15 protein-coding genes are annotated in these 14,869 nt (G+C 66.6%); 9 read left to right on the forward strand and 6 right to left on the reverse strand.

Annotated elements, in window-relative coordinates; all coding sequences use genetic code 11:
* Positions 1-8: 8 nt before the first annotated feature.
* The 4 genes from AC07RV_RS23010 to AC07RV_RS23025 all read left to right on the forward strand — a co-directional run bounded on the left by AC07RV_RS23010 (position 9) and on the right by AC07RV_RS23025 (position 5,223).
* Complete coding sequence (locus AC07RV_RS23010; RefSeq protein ID WP_296776799.1) at positions 9-1,880, forward strand: DUF262 domain-containing protein; 1,872 nt, start codon at positions 9-11, stop codon at positions 1,878-1,880.
* A gap of 391 nt (positions 1,881-2,271) precedes the next feature.
* The gene (locus AC07RV_RS23015; protein ID WP_057598344.1) at positions 2,272-2,841 is read left to right on the forward strand and encodes a TRAP transporter small permease; all 570 of its coding nucleotides are present in this window, start codon (positions 2,272-2,274) and stop codon (positions 2,839-2,841) included.
* Complete coding sequence (locus tag AC07RV_RS23020) at positions 2,838-4,136, forward strand: TRAP transporter large permease (RefSeq protein ID WP_057590991.1); 1,299 nt, start codon at positions 2,838-2,840, stop codon at positions 4,134-4,136. Before AC07RV_RS23015 ends, AC07RV_RS23020 begins: the two co-directional genes overlap by 4 nt.
* A gap of 49 nt (positions 4,137-4,185) precedes the next feature.
* A complete protein-coding gene (locus AC07RV_RS23025) occupies positions 4,186-5,223 on the forward strand; it encodes a DctP family TRAP transporter solute-binding subunit (RefSeq protein ID WP_296776802.1) in 1,038 nt (345 codons plus the stop codon).
* 29 nt (positions 5,224-5,252) lie between these two features.
* Here AC07RV_RS23025 and AC07RV_RS23030 read toward each other — a convergent pair whose 3' ends face one another.
* Positions 5,253-6,218, reverse strand: a complete 966-nt coding sequence (locus tag AC07RV_RS23030; RefSeq protein WP_296776805.1) for a GlxA family transcriptional regulator — start codon at positions 6,216-6,218, stop codon at positions 5,253-5,255.
* 117 nt (positions 6,219-6,335) lie between these two features.
* Between AC07RV_RS23030 and AC07RV_RS23035 the strand changes: the two genes are divergently transcribed.
* Together AC07RV_RS23035 and AC07RV_RS23040 are read left to right on the forward strand one after the other, a co-directional pair.
* Positions 6,336-7,166: a dienelactone hydrolase family protein gene (locus tag AC07RV_RS23035; RefSeq protein ID WP_296776808.1), complete on the forward strand. Its 831-nt coding sequence runs from the start codon at positions 6,336-6,338 to the stop codon at positions 7,164-7,166.
* 59 nt (positions 7,167-7,225) lie between these two features.
* Positions 7,226-8,203, forward strand: coding sequence for a nucleoside hydrolase (locus tag AC07RV_RS23040; protein WP_296776811.1), 978 nt, complete (start codon positions 7,226-7,228; stop codon positions 8,201-8,203).
* A 31-nt stretch (positions 8,204-8,234) separates the two neighbouring features.
* On the opposite strand, the gene AC07RV_RS23045 is transcribed toward AC07RV_RS23040, so the two are convergent.
* The 3 genes from AC07RV_RS23045 to AC07RV_RS23055 form a co-directional block, all read right to left on the reverse strand.
* Positions 8,235-8,663 carry a hypothetical protein gene (locus AC07RV_RS23045; protein ID WP_296776813.1) on the reverse strand — a complete coding sequence of 143 codons (429 nt, stop codon included), beginning with the start codon at positions 8,661-8,663 and terminating at the stop codon, positions 8,235-8,237.
* A gap of 9 nt (positions 8,664-8,672) precedes the next feature.
* Positions 8,673-9,320, reverse strand: a complete 648-nt coding sequence (locus tag AC07RV_RS23050; RefSeq protein ID WP_296776816.1) for a hypothetical protein — start codon at positions 9,318-9,320, stop codon at positions 8,673-8,675.
* Positions 9,321-9,392: 72 nt separating this feature from the next.
* On the reverse strand, positions 9,393-9,716 hold the full coding sequence (locus AC07RV_RS23055) for a winged helix-turn-helix transcriptional regulator (RefSeq protein ID WP_093354062.1): 324 nt from the start codon (positions 9,714-9,716) through the stop codon (positions 9,393-9,395).
* 141 nt (positions 9,717-9,857) lie between these two features.
* On the opposite strand from AC07RV_RS23055, the gene gstA reads away from it, so the two are divergent.
* Positions 9,858-10,490, forward strand: a complete 633-nt coding sequence (gene gstA, locus AC07RV_RS23060) for a glutathione transferase GstA (RefSeq protein ID WP_093354060.1) — start codon at positions 9,858-9,860, stop codon at positions 10,488-10,490.
* A gap of 32 nt (positions 10,491-10,522) precedes the next feature.
* Here the strand turns inward: gstA and AC07RV_RS23065 are convergent, their stop codons facing one another.
* On the reverse strand, positions 10,523-10,963 hold the full coding sequence (locus tag AC07RV_RS23065; protein WP_444814236.1) for a surface-adhesin E family protein: 441 nt from the start codon (positions 10,961-10,963) through the stop codon (positions 10,523-10,525).
* Between the two features lie 118 nt (positions 10,964-11,081).
* Between AC07RV_RS23065 and AC07RV_RS23070 the strand changes: the two genes are divergently transcribed.
* Both AC07RV_RS23070 and AC07RV_RS23075 read left to right on the forward strand, forming a co-directional pair.
* The gene (locus tag AC07RV_RS23070; RefSeq protein ID WP_296776828.1) at positions 11,082-12,848 is read left to right on the forward strand and encodes an amidohydrolase; all 1,767 of its coding nucleotides are present in this window, start codon (positions 11,082-11,084) and stop codon (positions 12,846-12,848) included.
* 156 nt (positions 12,849-13,004) lie between these two features.
* Positions 13,005-14,066 (forward strand): alpha/beta hydrolase family protein, encoded by a 1,062-nt coding sequence (locus AC07RV_RS23075; RefSeq protein WP_093354123.1) that lies wholly within the window; start codon positions 13,005-13,007, stop codon positions 14,064-14,066.
* A 57-nt stretch (positions 14,067-14,123) separates the two neighbouring features.
* Here the strand turns inward: AC07RV_RS23075 and AC07RV_RS23080 are convergent, their stop codons facing one another.
* Positions 14,124-14,861, reverse strand: a complete 738-nt coding sequence (locus AC07RV_RS23080) for an amino acid ABC transporter ATP-binding protein (RefSeq protein ID WP_093354121.1) — start codon at positions 14,859-14,861, stop codon at positions 14,124-14,126.
* Positions 14,862-14,869: the final 8 nt, after the last annotated feature.

Here is a 14,869-nt window from a genome sequence, read left to right on the forward strand (position 1 = left end):
CCAAGGACATGAAAGACCTGCTGGTCGACGTTCAGGCAGGCAAGATCCAGTTGCCCGACTTCCAGCGCGGCTGGGTGTGGGAAGACATGCGCATCCGCGAGCTGCTCGTGAGCGTGGCGCAGTCCTTCCCCGTGGGCGCCGTGATGATGCTGGAGACGGGCGGCGAGGTGACGTTTGAGCAGCGCGGTGTGGAGGGCGTGGAGCCGCGCCCGAAGGCCGAGGATGCCAAGTGGTTGATCCTGGATGGCCAGCAGCGCCTGACGACGCTGACCCAAGTGCTGCAGCTCAAGACACCGGTGCAAACGCACAACGGGCGCGGCAAGAAGATGAAGCTCTTCTACTACTGGGACATTGAAAGGGCTCTGCAACCCGACGTCGATTTGCTGGACGCCATCGTGGCGGTGGACGAGCGCCGCCAGCAGTACGGCCAGTTCCACCGCGACGTGACACTGGATCTGAGCACCCGGGAGCGTGAGTGCCTCGCGATGCACTTTCCGTGCAATGCCATGTTTGACGCCATGGCCTGGATGGTGGACCTGAGCAAGCTCAACCCCACCAAGATTCAGCAGTTCCTCGAGTTTCAGCAGGCGGTGATTGGCCGGTTCACGGGCTACAAGGTGCCGGTGATCCAACTGCTCAAAGACACCTCGAAGGAGGCCGTGTGCACGGTCTTTGAAAAGGTCAACACGGGCGGCGTGGCGTTGAATGTGTTTGAACTGATCACGGCCACCTTTGCGGCTGAGAAATTCAACCTGCGTGACGACTGGCTCGGCAGCGTGGAACGCAATGTGCAAGGCCGGCGCACGCGCCTGCACGCTAACGACCTGCTTCGCAATGTGGAGGCCAGTGACTTCATTCAGAGCATCACTTTGCTGGAGACCCGCGCCAAGCGCCACGGGCGGCTGGCCGAGCTCACGAAAGCCAATGCCGGGGTTGTGCCTGATGAGGACAAGCAACAGCTACCGCCGGTCAGCGCCAAGCGCAAGACCATGTTGGCGCTCAGCCGTACAGCCTATGAGTCTTGGGCTGGCAAGGTGGAGCAAGGGTATCTGCAGGTGCCCAGCTTCTTGCGCAAACAGTCCATCATGCGGCTGCGGGAGCTGCCCTATCAGACACAGTTGGTGCCGCTGGCCGCGATCCTTACCGAGCTGGAAGACAAGGCCTGGTTGACACCGGTGGTGTTCGACAAGCTCTCGCTCTGGTTCTGGTGTGGCGTATTGGGCGAGCTGTATGGTGGCGCGGTGGAGACCCGCATCGCCAAGGATGTGGAGGAAGTGCTGGATTGGGTGAAGAACAACGGGCCCGTGCCTGCCACGGTGTCGGACGCGAGCTTTGATGCGCAACGCCTGGACCGGCTCTACACCCGCAACAGCGCGGCTTACAAGGGTGTGAACGTGTTGGTACTGCGCCGGGGCGCGCAAGACTGGTACTTCAAATCCACGGTGGACAAGCTCGACAACGACGACATGATGAGCCTGGACATTCACCACATCTTCCCGGAAGACTGGTGCAAGAAGCGAGGCATCAAGCCCGCCGTCTTCAACAGCATCGTCAACAAGACCCCGATTTCATACAAAGCCAACCGCAAGATCGGGGGTGCTGCGCCATCTGCTTACCTAGCCAAATTGCAGGCAGAGAAGCTTGTGGCGTTGGACGGGGCTGCAATGGATGCATTGCTGGAAACCCACCAGGTGCCAGCTCAGTTCCTGCGCGCGGATGATTTCGAGGGGTTTTACGCAGCCCGCAAGGCGAATCTGTTGGCGCTGGTCGAACAGGCCATGGGAAAGGCGCCCCTGGCGAATGTCGACGTGTCTAGCGAGGGCGATGGCGATGGCGTGGCCGAAGAGGCTTTCGCTGCTGCGCAAGCGGCTGAGGCGTAGCTGAGCGGGGTGAGTCAAACGCGCCGACTTGGTTGCATCGAAGCCTCCGATGTCGCGGCCGTGCGGGCTCACCCTCGTGCACAGGGCACCGGGTGCTTCCCGCAGCGAAATCAAGGAGGAGGCCGAAGGCCGGGGGACATTCGCGGAGGGAAGCACCCGGTGTCCTGTGCACGCCCCGGACGCCCCAGGCAACCGCCCATAGCCGCCAAAACGCAGAAAACCTACCCCTTCCAGCGCCCCCAAAGCCCAGGCCACAGCTAAGGAAACCCCCGATATATCAGTGGACATTGACGCCCCAGAATCGACGCCAGCTTCCCTGTCGAGGTGTACGGATCGCGTCCCGGCGACCGCCCGGTGACATGGCGCCTGCCCCAGCTGCCCGTTTTCTCCGATGACCACTCCTCCTGAGTCCGGCCCCACGCTGGACGCCGCCAGCCCCCTCCCCCCCGACATCGAAGCCGCCGACGAGCCCACCAAGGTGCCCCTGGGCATCGAGGACTGGCTCACCGTGCTCATCATGGGCGCGCTCGCGCTCATCACCTTCGCCAACGTCCTGGTGCGCTACTTCACCGACTCCTCCTTCGCCTGGACCGAGGAGTTCTCGGTGTTCCTGATGATCATGCTGGCGCTGGTCGCCGGCTCGGCCGCGGTCGCGCGCGACCGCCACATCCGCATCGAGTACTTCGCCGAGAGCGGCTCGATGGCCCGGCGCCGCCGGCTGGCGCAGTTCGGCGCGCTGATGATCGCCGCGCTGTTCGGCCTGATCGCCGCGCTCAGCGTGCGCATGGTCTGGGACGACTACCGCTTCGAGGAGACCTCGCCGGGCATCGGCGTGCCGGCCTGGTGGTATTCGATCTGGCTGCCGATCGTGTCGCTGGCCATCGCGCTGCGCGCCATCGGGCTGTTCGTGCGGCGCGGCCGCAAGCACAAGAACAACGACCAGCAGGACGCCGCCGAATGATCGCCACGCTCCTGTTCGTCGCCTTCCTGCTGATGATGCTGGTGGGCGTGCCCATCGGCGCCGCGCTCGGCCTGGCCGGCGCGGCCTGCATCGCGCTCGCCAACACCGACGCCCAGTGGTTCGGCCTGCTCGCGGTGCCGCAGAACTTCTATGCCGGCCTCGGCAAGTACCCGCTGCTCGCCATTCCGATGTTCGTGCTGGTGGGCTCGATCTTCGACCGCTCGGGCGTCGCGCTGCGCCTCGTGAACTTCGCCATCGCCATCGTGGGCCGCGGCTCCGGCATGCTGCCGCTGGTGGCGATCGCGGTCGCGATGTTCCTCGGCGGCATCTCGGGCTCGGGCCCGGCCAATGCCGCCGCCGTGGGCGCGGTGATGATCGCCGCCATGTCGCGCGCCGGCTATCCGGCCGCCTACTCGGCCAGCGTGGTCGGCGCCGCCGCGGCCACCGACATCCTGATCCCGCCCTCGGTGGCCTTCATCGTCTATTCGGTGCTGGTGCCCGGCGCCTCGGTGCCCGCGCTGTTCGCCGCCGGCATGGTGCCCGGCGTGCTGGCCGGCCTGGCGCTGATGATTCCGGCCGTGTGGCTGGCGCGCAAGCACAAGATGGGCGCGCTCGAATCCACCCTGCCGCGCCCGCCGTTCTGGAAGAGCTTCCGCGAAGCCACCTGGGGCCTGGCCGCGCCGGTGCTGATCCTCGGCGGCATGCGCGCGGGCTGGTTCACGCCCACCGAGGCCGCCGTGGTCGCCGTGTTCTACGGCCTCTTCGTCGGCATGTGCATCCACCGCACCATCAAGGTCCGCGACCTGTTCGTCATCCTGCGCGAATCGGGCGAGCTCTCGGCGGTGATCCTGCTGGTGGTCTCGCTCGCGGGCATCTTCGCCTACTCGCTGTCGACGCTCGGCGTGATCGATCCGGTGACGCGCGCCATCGTCAACTCGGGCCTGGGCGAATACGGCGTGCTCGCGCTGCTGATCCTGCTGCTCATCACCGTCGGCATGTTCCTCGACGGTGTCTCGATCTTCCTGATCTTCGTGCCGCTCTTGCTGCCGATCGTGCAGTACTACAAGTGGGATCCGGTCTGGTTCGGCGTGATCCTCACGCTCAAGGTCGCGCTCGGCCAGTTCACGCCGCCGCTGGCCGTCAACCTGATGGTGTCGTGCCGCATCGCCAAGGTGCGCATGGAGGAGACCGTGCGCTGGGTCGGCTGGATGCTGTTCTCGATGTTCGTGGTGATGGTGCTCGTTATCGCCTTCCCCGAACTCGCGCTGTGGCTGCCGCGCAAGCTCGGCTACTGACGAACGTGCTCGCGGCCGCCCGACTTTTTTCAACGAGGAGATAGATCAGATGAAATTCCGCCGCACCCTGCTCGGCCTCGCCGCCGTCGCGACCGCCCTGGGCATGTTCTCGTCGGGCGCCATGGCGCAGGCCGCCTACAAGGCCGAGTACAAGATGTCGCTGGTGCTGGGCCCGCCCACGCCGTGGGGCCAGGCCGGGAAGATCTGGGCCGACCTCGTGAAGGAGCGCACCCAGGGCCGCATCAACATCAAGCTGTACCCGGGCGTGTCGCTCATTCAAGGCGACCAGACGCGCGAGTTCAGCGCGCTGCGCCAGGGCGTGATCGACATGGCCGTGGGCTCGACCATCAACTGGTCGCCGCAGGTCAAGCAGCTCAACCTGTTCTCGATGCCCTTCCTGATGCCCGACTACGCGGCCATCGACGCCCTCACGCAGGGCGAGGTCGGCCAGGAGATCTTCAAGACCCTCGACAAGGCCGGCGTGGTGCCGCTGGCCTGGGGCGAGAACGGCTTCCGCGAGATCACCAATTCGAAGCGGCCGATCAAGACGCCGGCCGACGTCAAGGGCATGAAGATCCGCGTGGTCGGTTCGCCGATCTACTCCGACATGCTGACCGCGCTGGGCGCCAACCCCACGCAGATGAGCTGGGCCGATGCGCAGCCCGCACTCGCCAGCGGCGCCGTCGACGGCCAGGAGAACCCGCTGTTCCTGTTCACAGTGCTCAAGATGCACACCGTGGGCCAGAAGTTCGTGACCACCTGGGGCTATGTGGCCGACCCGCTGGTGTTCGTGGTCAACAAGGAGATCTGGGCCTCGTGGACGCCGGCCGACCAGGCGATCGTGCGCCAGGCCGCGCTCGACGCCGGCAAGCAGGAGATCGAGATCGCGCGCAAGGGCCTGGTGGAAGCCGACAAGCCCGTGCTCAAGGACATCGCGGCCATGGGCGTGACGGTCACCAGCCTCACGCCCGCGGAACGCGACGCCTTCGTGAAGGCCACGCGCCCGGTGTACGAGAAGTGGAAGCCGACCGTGGGTGCCGACCTCGTGGCGCGCGCCGAGAAGGCGATCGCGGCACGCAAGAAGTAAGAGCCAAGCGCCGCGCGGGCCGGCGCGCCTCAGTTGCGATAGCGGCTGGGGTTCGCGCCCGCCACCTTCTTCATCAGGCGCCGCAGCGCGGTGGCGTCCTGATACCCGACGGCGCCGGCCACCTGGTCGACCGTCATGCGGCTGGACTCGAGCAGCGCCCGCGCGCGCCGCAGCCGCACGCCCTGCAGCAGCGCCTGCGTGCTCTTGCCGGTGGCCTTCATCACGTGGCGCGCGAGCGTGCGCTCCGACATGCAGAACTCGCGCGCCAGCTCGCTCACCGAGGGCGGTGCAGGCAGCGCCGCCTCCACGCGTGCCGCGAGCCGCGCCACCAGGTCGTTGCCGTTGGCCAGCAGCTCGGGAACGATGAACGGCGCCTGCGCCTGGCGCCCGTCGATCAGCAGCAGCCGCGACACCAGATCGGTGAGCACGCTGCCGCAGCGTTCGCGCAGCAGGTGCAGCATCAGGTCGGTCTGCGCGAAGGCCGCGCCGGCCGTGACCACCGGGCCGTCGGCGCAGACCATGCGGTCGACGTCGACCGTGCAATCGGGCGCCATGCGCTTGAGCAGCGCGGCATACCACCACGAGGTGGTGGCGCGGCGGCCCTGCAGCAGGCCCGCCGCATTGAGCAGGAACACCGCCGAACACGAGGCCGCGACCTGGCCGCCGGCGCGCGCATGGCGCGCGAGCCCGTCGATGGCGCGCGCGGCGTCCTCGCTCTCCAGGCAGAGGCGGATCTGCTCGGGCGTGTCGAGGCCGAGCCCCGGCACCACCCAGGTCGAGCGGTCGTCGCGCGCGCGGGTCGGCAGGCGCACGGTGTCGATGTGCATGCCCGAGCGCAGCGCAACCATGCCGCCGGCCGGCGAGCACAGCCGCCAGCGCGGCGGCGCCACGCCGGCGCGCGCGGCCACCGAGCGCGCGGCGCCGAGGATGTCGGCCGTGGCGGCGACACTGGAGGCGAAGGCGCCGGGCAGCACCAGGATCGTGAAGTCATGCATAGGAAAGCTTTGTCCGATTTGGCCCTGAAACAGTCAAACAGGACACTGCCATTCTGAACGGCCGGTGGGCCCAATACAAGCTTCATCCACCACACCGCCCACCCTGCTTCCCACGCCATGACCCACGCACCCACCACCCGCCCGCTCGACCGCGACGACCCGCTCGACGACTTCTCCTCGCGCGAGATCGAGCTCGATGGCGTCGCCAAGAAGGTCTACCTGATGGGCAGCGGCCCCGCCGTGATCGTGATGACCGAGATGCCCGGAATCAGCCCGCAGGTGGCGCGCTTCGCGCGCTGGGTGCGCGATGCGGGCTTCACCGTCTACATGCCCTCGCTGTTCGGCCGCGACGGGGCCGTGCCGCAGGCCGAGGAAGGCGCGGCGGTGTTCAAGCGCGCCTGCGTGAGCGCCGAGTTCCGCGCCTTCGCGTCGAACGCCTCGAGCCCCGTCACGCAGTGGCTGCGCGCGCTCGCGCGGCTCGCGCATGCCGAATGCGGCGGCCCCGGCGTGGGCGCGATCGGCATGTGCTTCACCGGCAACTTCGCGCTGTCGATGATGCTCGAGCGCGCCGTGCTCGCGCCTGTGGTGTGCCAGCCCTCGCTGCCGCTCGACGACGCGGCCGGCACCAACGTGGCCGCCGACGAGCTGGCCGCCGTGCGCGAGCGGCTGGAACGCGAGGACCTGACGGTGATGGCCTACCGCTTCGACGGCGACAGGTTCTGCAAGGCCGAGCGCTTCGCCGCTTTCTCGCAGGCGCTCGGCGACCGCTTCGTGGCGCGCGTGCTGCCCGACAGCGCGGCCAATCCCGACACGCCGCCTTTCTTCGCCCAGGTGGTCGCGAGCCCGCACAGCGTGGTCACCGCGCACCTGATCGACGAGGCCGGGCAGCCGACCATCGCGGCGCGCGACGAGATCCTGGCCTTCTTCGCCAGGCGGCTCCTGGGCTGAAGCTCTGGCAGACTGGCTGCCCGCAGGCGCGCGCTCCGTCGTGCCTGCATGGAGCCCGCATGCCGACGAACACGCCCCCGCTTTCCGACGACACCACCGTCCACACGCTGATCATCGACACCGACCCCGGTGCCGACGACGTGATCGCGCTGCTGCTCGCCATGGCCTCGCCCGAGCGCCTGAAGATCCAGGCACTGACGACGGTGGCCGGCAACGTGCCGCTCGCCAAGACCTCGCGCAACGCGCGGCTGGCGCGCGAGTGGGGGCAGCGGCCCGACATTCCGGTCCACGGCGGCGCGCAGCGTCCCCTGCTGCGCACGCCGATCTACGCGGCCGACATCCACGGCAGCGAGGGCATCACCGGCGTGCAGGTGCACGAGCCCGCGCAGCCGCTGGCCGAGGGGCATGCGGTCGACTACCTCATCGACACCCTGCGCGCCGCGCCCGCGCAAAGCGTGACGCTCGCGATGCTTGGCCCGCAGACCAACCTCGCGCTGGCGCTCGCGCAGGCGCCCGACATCGTGCGCGGCCTGCGCGAGCTGGTGCTCATGGCCGGCGCGCATTTCAACGGCGGCAACATCACGCCGACGGCCGAGTTCAACGTCTTCGCCGATCCGCATGCGGCCGAGATCGTGCTCGGAAGCGGCGTGCCGATCACCATGCTGCCGCTGGACCTCACGCACAAGGTGCTGGCCACGCCCGAGCGCATCGCGCGGCTGCGCGGCCTCGGCAACCAGGCCGGCCGGATCGTGGCCGACATCCTCGATGCCTATGTGCGGCACGACATGCAGTACTACGGCCTGCCCGGCGGGCCGGTGCACGACGCCACCGTGATCGGCTACCTGCTGCAGCCTTCGCTGTTCGGCGGCCGATGGATCAACGTGGCGATCGACAGTCGCGAGGGGCTGGGGTTCGGGCAGACGGTGGTGGACTGGTATGGGGGGCTGAAGAAGCCGGCGAACGTGCGCTGGATCGCGGAGGGGGATGCGCAGGGGTTCTTCGATTTGCTGACGCAGGGGATCGGGCGCTTGCCTTGAGTTGCACTGCTTGAATGACGGCGCTGTTTCGTCATTTCTCTCGAGAGCGTCCAATGGACTCGAGCACCTCGACGGCTTTCCGCAGCTCCGTCCATTCCAGAGGCAACTCGTGAACCCACTTGAGGCTGCAGCCATTGAACCCCGATCGAATGATCAACCGGTACGTCATGGGATGGATGTAGGCCAAGTCTCCCAGGGCTGCGACACCGACTCTTGCCGTTCGGATCGAGTTCAGCAGATCCGCCGCCAAGCCCTGCTGCAATTGAAATGGAAGCCCCTGTCGGCTCTCCTGGATCGGCAGGTCCTGCATCCAGTCCATGCTTACGAACTCCGTTTTCCAACAGCGGGTGATGCAGGTGTCCGGGGCGATCTCATCGATCTCGACCCAGACGGCAACACCCACCTGATTCGGCCGCTCGAACGGAGGAGACGCGACGAACTGGACGGTCCAGGTATTCATTGCCGATCGCTATTGCTGGGTAACGTTCGGACCACCGCCCGCCGCAACGCAGGAAAGAAACATCCTGCGGCTCAATCCATTGAACTGATCGACGCCCGAGCTTGCGTAGACGTCGTCAATGATCGAGCCCAGGATCCTGCCGGTGGATGGGGAATTCGCCGCGAGCAATGTCGCCCTGGCTTGATCGATCGTCTTCCCTTGCTCCTTGAGCCCGTAGACATAGCGCGGCACCTTCAGCACTCCAAAGCAGGACTGAGAAATCGCCTGGTGTCTGGCTTCAACGGGAAGGTGGAGTACCTTGGCGCATCGCATGAAGCGTTCGCCAGCCAGTGCCTCCGGCGTGATCGACTCGCGAGAGAACTGGTCCAAGTCCAGCAGGTCTTCCTCTATCGCCTGGCTGCCAAGAGAAGCCTTCGTGACGTCCCGCGCCTTCTGAGCCGTGATCTGGTTCTCTCGCAGAAGACTGGTCAGTTCCCACAAGCGCTTCGAGTAGTGAAAGCAATACTCCAACTCCGGCCCGCCCCCGGAACCAACAGGAACAGGGTAGTCCGCCAGGCTGCCAAATCCCGGTGGCTTCGCTTGCGGGGCATTCGGCGGGCTCGAGCAACCCGCGGCAAGGGCGATCAGCAAAGAGAGAACGATGCGATTCGTGATCATTGTTGGGTGCTTTTTTGGTTGAGCCACGAAGGTGCATGGAGAGAATGAAGGCAACCCGGTCGAGCGAACGCCTCAGCCCGCGGCCCTGGCCTTCAGCCACAGCCCGAATTCCATCATCACGCTGACGACAGGCTTCAGGCGCTCGCCGTCCGGTGTGAGCTGGTACACGACCTTGACCGGAACCGTTGCATGGACGGTTCGCTGCACGAGCCCGGCCTCCTCCAGCGCGCGCAGGTCCAGGGTCAGCGAGCGCTGGGAAATGCCGGGCACGTCGCGACGCAACTCGTTGAATCGCTTGGGTCCGTCGACGAGATAGGACACCAGCAGAAGTCGCCAGCGGCCGCCCAGGAGGCGCATGGCTTCCTCGACGGAGCAACCCGAGACGTTCGATTTCATAGCACGCGATGGAGAAGAGGGCCGCAGGTATATTTTTTTAACCTAGAGGCAGTTTATGTGCCTTCTTCCAAATCCACGCCCGGTTCCTAACATGGCCCGAGGTGCTCTCCAGCGCCGTACCTCCCGCCCATCGAAGAACCCATGAAGCTCTACTACATCCCCGGCGCCTGCTCGCTCTCGCCCCACATCGTGCTGAACGAACTGGGCCTCGACTTCGACCTCGTCAAGGTCGACCACAAGACGCACAGGACGCAGGACGGCCGCGACTTCCGCGAACTCAGCCCCTTCGGCTATGTCCCGCTGCTCGAGCTCGACGACGGCACGTTGCTGCGCGAAGGCCCCGCCATCGTTCAGTACCTGGCCGACCTGAAGCCGGCGTCGCGCCTGGCGCCGGAGAACGGCAGCCTCGAGCGCTATCGCCTGCAGGAATGGCTGAGCTTCCTGACCTCGGAAATCCACAAGGGCTTCATTCCCCTGCTCTATGCCGTGCTCGCCGGAAAGTACGGCGTCGAGACCGCGAAGCCCAAGCTCGAGCAGCGCTATGCCTGGATCGACGAGCAGCTTGCCGGCCGCGACTACCTGATGGGCGATGGCTTCACGGCCGCCGACGCCTACCTCTATGCGCTGACCCAATGGGGCCAGGCCGCGTGGCTCGCGTCCGTCTACAGGGCCGACATCCATTTCGATGGGCTGGACAACCTGCGGGCCTGGTATCAACGCGTGCGGGCACGGCCCGCGGTCCGCAAGGCGCTCGATACCGAAGGGCTCAAGTAGAACGCCGCCATCGTGGCGTCGGCACGCACCGGTCAACGCCCCTTGGCACACACGTTCTTGAACACGATCCCGCTCACCGTCGTCGGCCCGCCCACCGCCTTCCACTCGCTGCGCCGACTCAGGTCGATGTCGTGCGCTTCCAGCGGCCCGTTGTGGCTCACGACGCGGCGCATCTTCTCGCGCGCGCCCTTGCAGTCGTAGTCGTAGAGGTAGCGCGAGCTGCGGTACGGGGTCTTGCCGACATCGGTCTGCAGTTCGTCGTAGCGGTAGAGCGTCCAGGCCTCGACGGCATCGCCATGCGGACGGATCGAATCGCGCTGCAGCAGCACCTTCTTGCGCGCGGTGGACGCGATCTCGGTCCAGTCCTCGGCGGCTTGTGTCGGTATCGATGCCAGCAGGCTTGCCACCGTGCAAGCCGATGCCATGAGGCATCGCACCGTTGCGGTGCCGTGTGCGAGTAGGCGCAGCGTCATCTTTTCCTCCTGGCTCCACCAAAACAAAGCCACTGGTTCTATCGAATCGCAAGGCTCTTTCGTAGATTGAATCCGGCGCCAACGTTCTGGCCCGGTTCACGCAAGGGAGTAATCTAAGATGAAAAGTGCCTTTTTTCAGGGCAAGGTGCGCTCGCGTTCCCGATCGATCGGCGCGGCACTTCTTCTTGCCGTCAGCGGCATGGCCATGGTGGGTTGCAGCGGGGGTGGCGGAAACGGGGGGTTGGAGATCGGCGCGTCTGTCCCGCCCGCGCCGCCGGCACAGGCGGCACAACTGATCTACAAGAACGGCACGGTCCTGACGCTCGACGAAAACAACTCGGTCGCTCAGGCCGTCGCGATTTCCGATGGCAGGATCCTCGCCGTCGGCGCATCGAGCGCGATCGAAAAGCACATCGGCAGCGCGACGCGGGTCGTCGATCTCGCTGGCAGGACGCTGATCCCCGGCATCTACGATGCGCACAGTCATCTTGTCTTCGCGGGCACCAACCTGCTGTTCGAGGCCGATCTCAACAGCCCGCCGATCGGGCCGGTGCAGGACCTCTCGCAGTTGCTGTCGGTCCTCGAGGAACAAAGGGCCAAGCTCGGACCCGACGCATGGATCACCGGTTTCGGCTACGACGACACGCTCCTCGCCGAGAAACGCCATCCGACCCGCGCGGATCTCGATCGAGTCTCGGCGACGCAGCCGATCCTCATCACCCATGTCTCGGGCCATCTTGCCGTGGCGAACAGCGTCGCCCTGGCCTTGGCCGGCATCGACGCCGCAACGTCCGATCCATCGGGCGGCGTGATTCGAAAGGATGCGAGCGGTGAACCGGATGGCGTGCTCGAGGAGACAGCCGTGCAGATGGTGGGCGGGCTCAAACCACCACTGACCGCGGCACAGGTGCAGGCCGCGACCCAAGCCATCAGCGCGCTCTACGCATCCCGCGGGGTGACGACGGCCAGCGACGGTGCGAGCGGTGCCGACGGCATCAAGGCTCTCGAAGCGGCGGCGCAGGCAGGTGACCTCGCCATTCGCGTGGTGGCCTTGCCGACGAGCATGTCCGGACTCGATACGGTCGATCTCAAGAGCAGGAAGGTGAAGATCGGCGGCATCAAGACCTTCGCCGACGGCTCGATCCAGGGCTATACGGGTTACCTGGGACAGCCCTACCACACGCCATTCCATGGCGACGCGAGCTACCGAGGTTTTCCGCGTGCGGATCGCGAGGCATTGGCGCAACAGGTTCTCGGTCATCACAAGGCCGGCCGCCAGTTGCTCGTGCACGGGAACGGCGATGCGGCCATCGACGACATCCTCCATGCCTTTCGGCGCGCTCAGGAAGAAGCACCGCGCAGCAACGCACGTCACACGGTGATCCACTCGCAGACGGTGCGCGAGGATCAACTCGACGAGATGAAAAGGCTGAACGTGATCCCGTCCTACTTCATCCTTCACACCTACTACTGGGGCGATCGGCACCGCGACGTCTTCCTCGGACCGGCGCGTGCGGAGCGCATCAGTCCGGCGCGATCCACGGCGGACCGTGGCATGGTCTACACCATCCATGCCGATACGCCCGTGGTGCCGATGGACCCGATGCGGCTGATCTGGGCCGCCGTGAACCGCGTATCGACGAGCGGCGCGGTGATCGGGCCTGCGCAACGCGTCAGTGCGATCGATGCGCTTCGCGCGACGACGATCAACGCGGCCTACCAGAACTTCGAGGAAAAGGAGCGCGGCTCCATCGAAGTCGGCAAGTGGGCGGATCTCGTTCTGCTCTCGGCCAATCCCGTAGCGGTGGATCCATCGGCCATCAAGGACATCCGCGTGCTGGAGACCGTGCTCGAAGGAAAGACCGTCTATCGATCGGCGGATTGACCCACCGAAGGCGCATGACCGCTCCGGCCCACGAGGCCTCGACACCTCACCCGGTCGTTTCGCGCCGCCTTTCGCGCACTTCATCGCATTCGCCTGGCCGCCGCGCCGTCCCGCGGCAACCATGCGCACTCCACCGACCCCGCCATGGAGACCCCGATGCGCGCCACTGCCCTCCTCTCTCGCCACGCCCTGCTGCTCGCCTCGGGCCTGCTGCTGTCCTGCCAGTTGCTGGCCGCCGAGGCCGGCTGGCGGCAGGTCCGCATTCCGGGCGCCACGCCCGATGCCGCGCCGACCGTGGTCGCGCTCTACTACCCGACCCAGGCCGCGCCTCGCACGACGGCCATGGGGCCGTTCACCGTGCGCGCCGCGATCCAGGCGCCGCCCGACGAGAAGTTCAAGGGATTGATCCTGCTGAGCCACGGCCTCGCCGGCACCGAGCTGGGCCACGGCAGCCTGGCCGAGGCGCTCGCGCGCGCGGGCTACCTGGTGGCGGCGCTGCGCCATCCGGGCGACAACTGGCAGGACGGCTCGCGGCTGAAACAGGGCGGAGCCGCCTACTTCGGCGAACGGCCGCGGCAGGCTTCGCACGTGATCGACGCCCTGCTGCAGGACCCGCAATGGAAGGACCGTATCGCGCGCGACGACCAGGGCCCGCGCATCGGCGCCGTGGGCCACTCGGCCGGCGGCTACACGGTGCTCGCGCTCGCGGGCGCGCAGGCCGACCTGTCGCGCATCGCCGCGCATTGCGCGAGCGAGCGCGCCGCCGATCCGATCTTCTGCGGCGTGGGCCGCGATGGCGGGACGTCCGCGGCGCCCGCCGTCCCCACCGCCCCGGCCGCATCGCTGCTGCCTTCGCTGCGCGACCCGCGCGTGCGCGCCGTCGTGGCCATGGCCCCGGCCGGCGTGCCCTTCACGGCCGCGTCGCTGGCCCAGGTGCGCGTGCCCACGCGCATCTACGAAGCCGAGCAGGACCGCTTCCTGGTGCCGCGCTTCCATGCCGAATGGATCGCGCGCAACATGCCGGCCGCCGAGCTGCAGCGCATCCCGAATGCCTGGCACTTCGCGTTCATGGACACACCGTCCATGCCCATCCAGACGCCCGATGGCGACATCGCCGCCGATCCGCCGGGCTTCGACCGACAGGCACTGCTGGCGCGCCTGGGGCGGGAGATTCCGGCCTTCTTCGACGAGGCATGGGCGAAATCCGGCACACCATGAAAAAAGGGCCATGCCGTCGCCGGCATGGCCCTCGTCATTTGTCGCAACGCGCAGCGTTCAGTGCTGCAGGATCTTGTTGAGGAAGTCCTTGGTGCGCGGCTGGCGGTTCTCGGGCTGGCCGAAGAACTCGTCCTTCGAGCAGTCCTCGAGGATGCGGCCGCCGACGTCGATGAAGATCACGCGGCTCGCGACCTTGCGGGCGAAGCCCATTTCGTGCGTGACCACCATCATGGTCATGCCTTCCTTGGCCAAGCTCACCATCACGTCGAGCACTTCGCCGACCATCTCGGGGTCGAGCGCCGAGGTGGGTTCGTCGAACAGCATCACGATCGGGTCCATGCTCAGCGCGCGGGCGATCGCCACGCGCTGCTGCTGGCCGCCCGAGAGCTGGCCCGGGAACTTGTCCTTGTGCGCCATCAGGCCCACGCGGTCGAGCATCTTGAGGCCACGGGTCTTGGCCTCGTCGGGCGTGCGGCCCAGCACCTTGATCTGCGCGATCGTGAGGTTCTCGGTCACCGACAGGTGCGGGAACAGCTCGAAGTGCTGGAACACCATGCCGACCTTGGAGCGCAGCTTCGGCAGGTTGGTCTTGGGGTCGTGCAGCGGGATGCCGTTGACGGTGATCTCGCCCTTCTGGAAGGGTTCGAGCGCGTTCACGGTCTTGATGAGCGTGGACTTGCCCGAGCCCGAGGGACCGCAGACCACGACCACGTCGCCCTTGGCGATGCTGACGGAGCAGTCGTTGAGCACCTGCACGGGGCCGTACCACTTGGAGACGTTCTTGATTTCGATCATTTTTTCGG

The organism is Variovorax sp. GW821-FHT09B01, assembly GCF_059418345.1.

Bases quoted from the DNA above. Each gene is read 5' to 3' on its own strand.
- AC07RV_RS23010 (WP_296776799.1), top strand. From the start codon at position 9: ATGAAAGACCTGCTGGTCGACGTTCAGGCAGGCAAGATCCAGTTGCCC.
- AC07RV_RS23015 (WP_057598344.1), top strand. From the start codon at position 2,272: ATGACCACTCCTCCTGAGTCCGGCCCCACGCTGGACGCCGCCAGCCCC.
- AC07RV_RS23020 (WP_057590991.1), top strand. From the start codon at position 2,838: ATGATCGCCACGCTCCTGTTCGTCGCCTTCCTGCTGATGATGCTGGTG.
- AC07RV_RS23025 (WP_296776802.1), top strand. From the start codon at position 4,186: ATGAAATTCCGCCGCACCCTGCTCGGCCTCGCCGCCGTCGCGACCGCC.
- AC07RV_RS23030 (WP_296776805.1), bottom strand. From the start codon at position 6,218: ATGCATGACTTCACGATCCTGGTGCTGCCCGGCGCCTTCGCCTCCAGT.
- AC07RV_RS23035 (WP_296776808.1), top strand. From the start codon at position 6,336: ATGACCCACGCACCCACCACCCGCCCGCTCGACCGCGACGACCCGCTC.
- AC07RV_RS23040 (WP_296776811.1), top strand. From the start codon at position 7,226: ATGCCGACGAACACGCCCCCGCTTTCCGACGACACCACCGTCCACACG.
- AC07RV_RS23045 (WP_296776813.1), bottom strand. From the start codon at position 8,663: ATGAATACCTGGACCGTCCAGTTCGTCGCGTCTCCTCCGTTCGAGCGG.
- AC07RV_RS23050 (WP_296776816.1), bottom strand. From the start codon at position 9,320: ATGATCACGAATCGCATCGTTCTCTCTTTGCTGATCGCCCTTGCCGCG.
- AC07RV_RS23055 (WP_093354062.1), bottom strand. From the start codon at position 9,716: ATGAAATCGAACGTCTCGGGTTGCTCCGTCGAGGAAGCCATGCGCCTC.
- gstA (WP_093354060.1), top strand. From the start codon at position 9,858: ATGAAGCTCTACTACATCCCCGGCGCCTGCTCGCTCTCGCCCCACATC.
- AC07RV_RS23065 (WP_444814236.1), bottom strand. From the start codon at position 10,963: ATGACGCTGCGCCTACTCGCACACGGCACCGCAACGGTGCGATGCCTC.
- AC07RV_RS23070 (WP_296776828.1), top strand. From the start codon at position 11,082: ATGAAAAGTGCCTTTTTTCAGGGCAAGGTGCGCTCGCGTTCCCGATCG.
- AC07RV_RS23075 (WP_093354123.1), top strand. From the start codon at position 13,005: ATGCGCGCCACTGCCCTCCTCTCTCGCCACGCCCTGCTGCTCGCCTCG.
- AC07RV_RS23080 (WP_093354121.1), bottom strand. From the start codon at position 14,861: ATGATCGAAATCAAGAACGTCTCCAAGTGGTACGGCCCCGTGCAGGTG.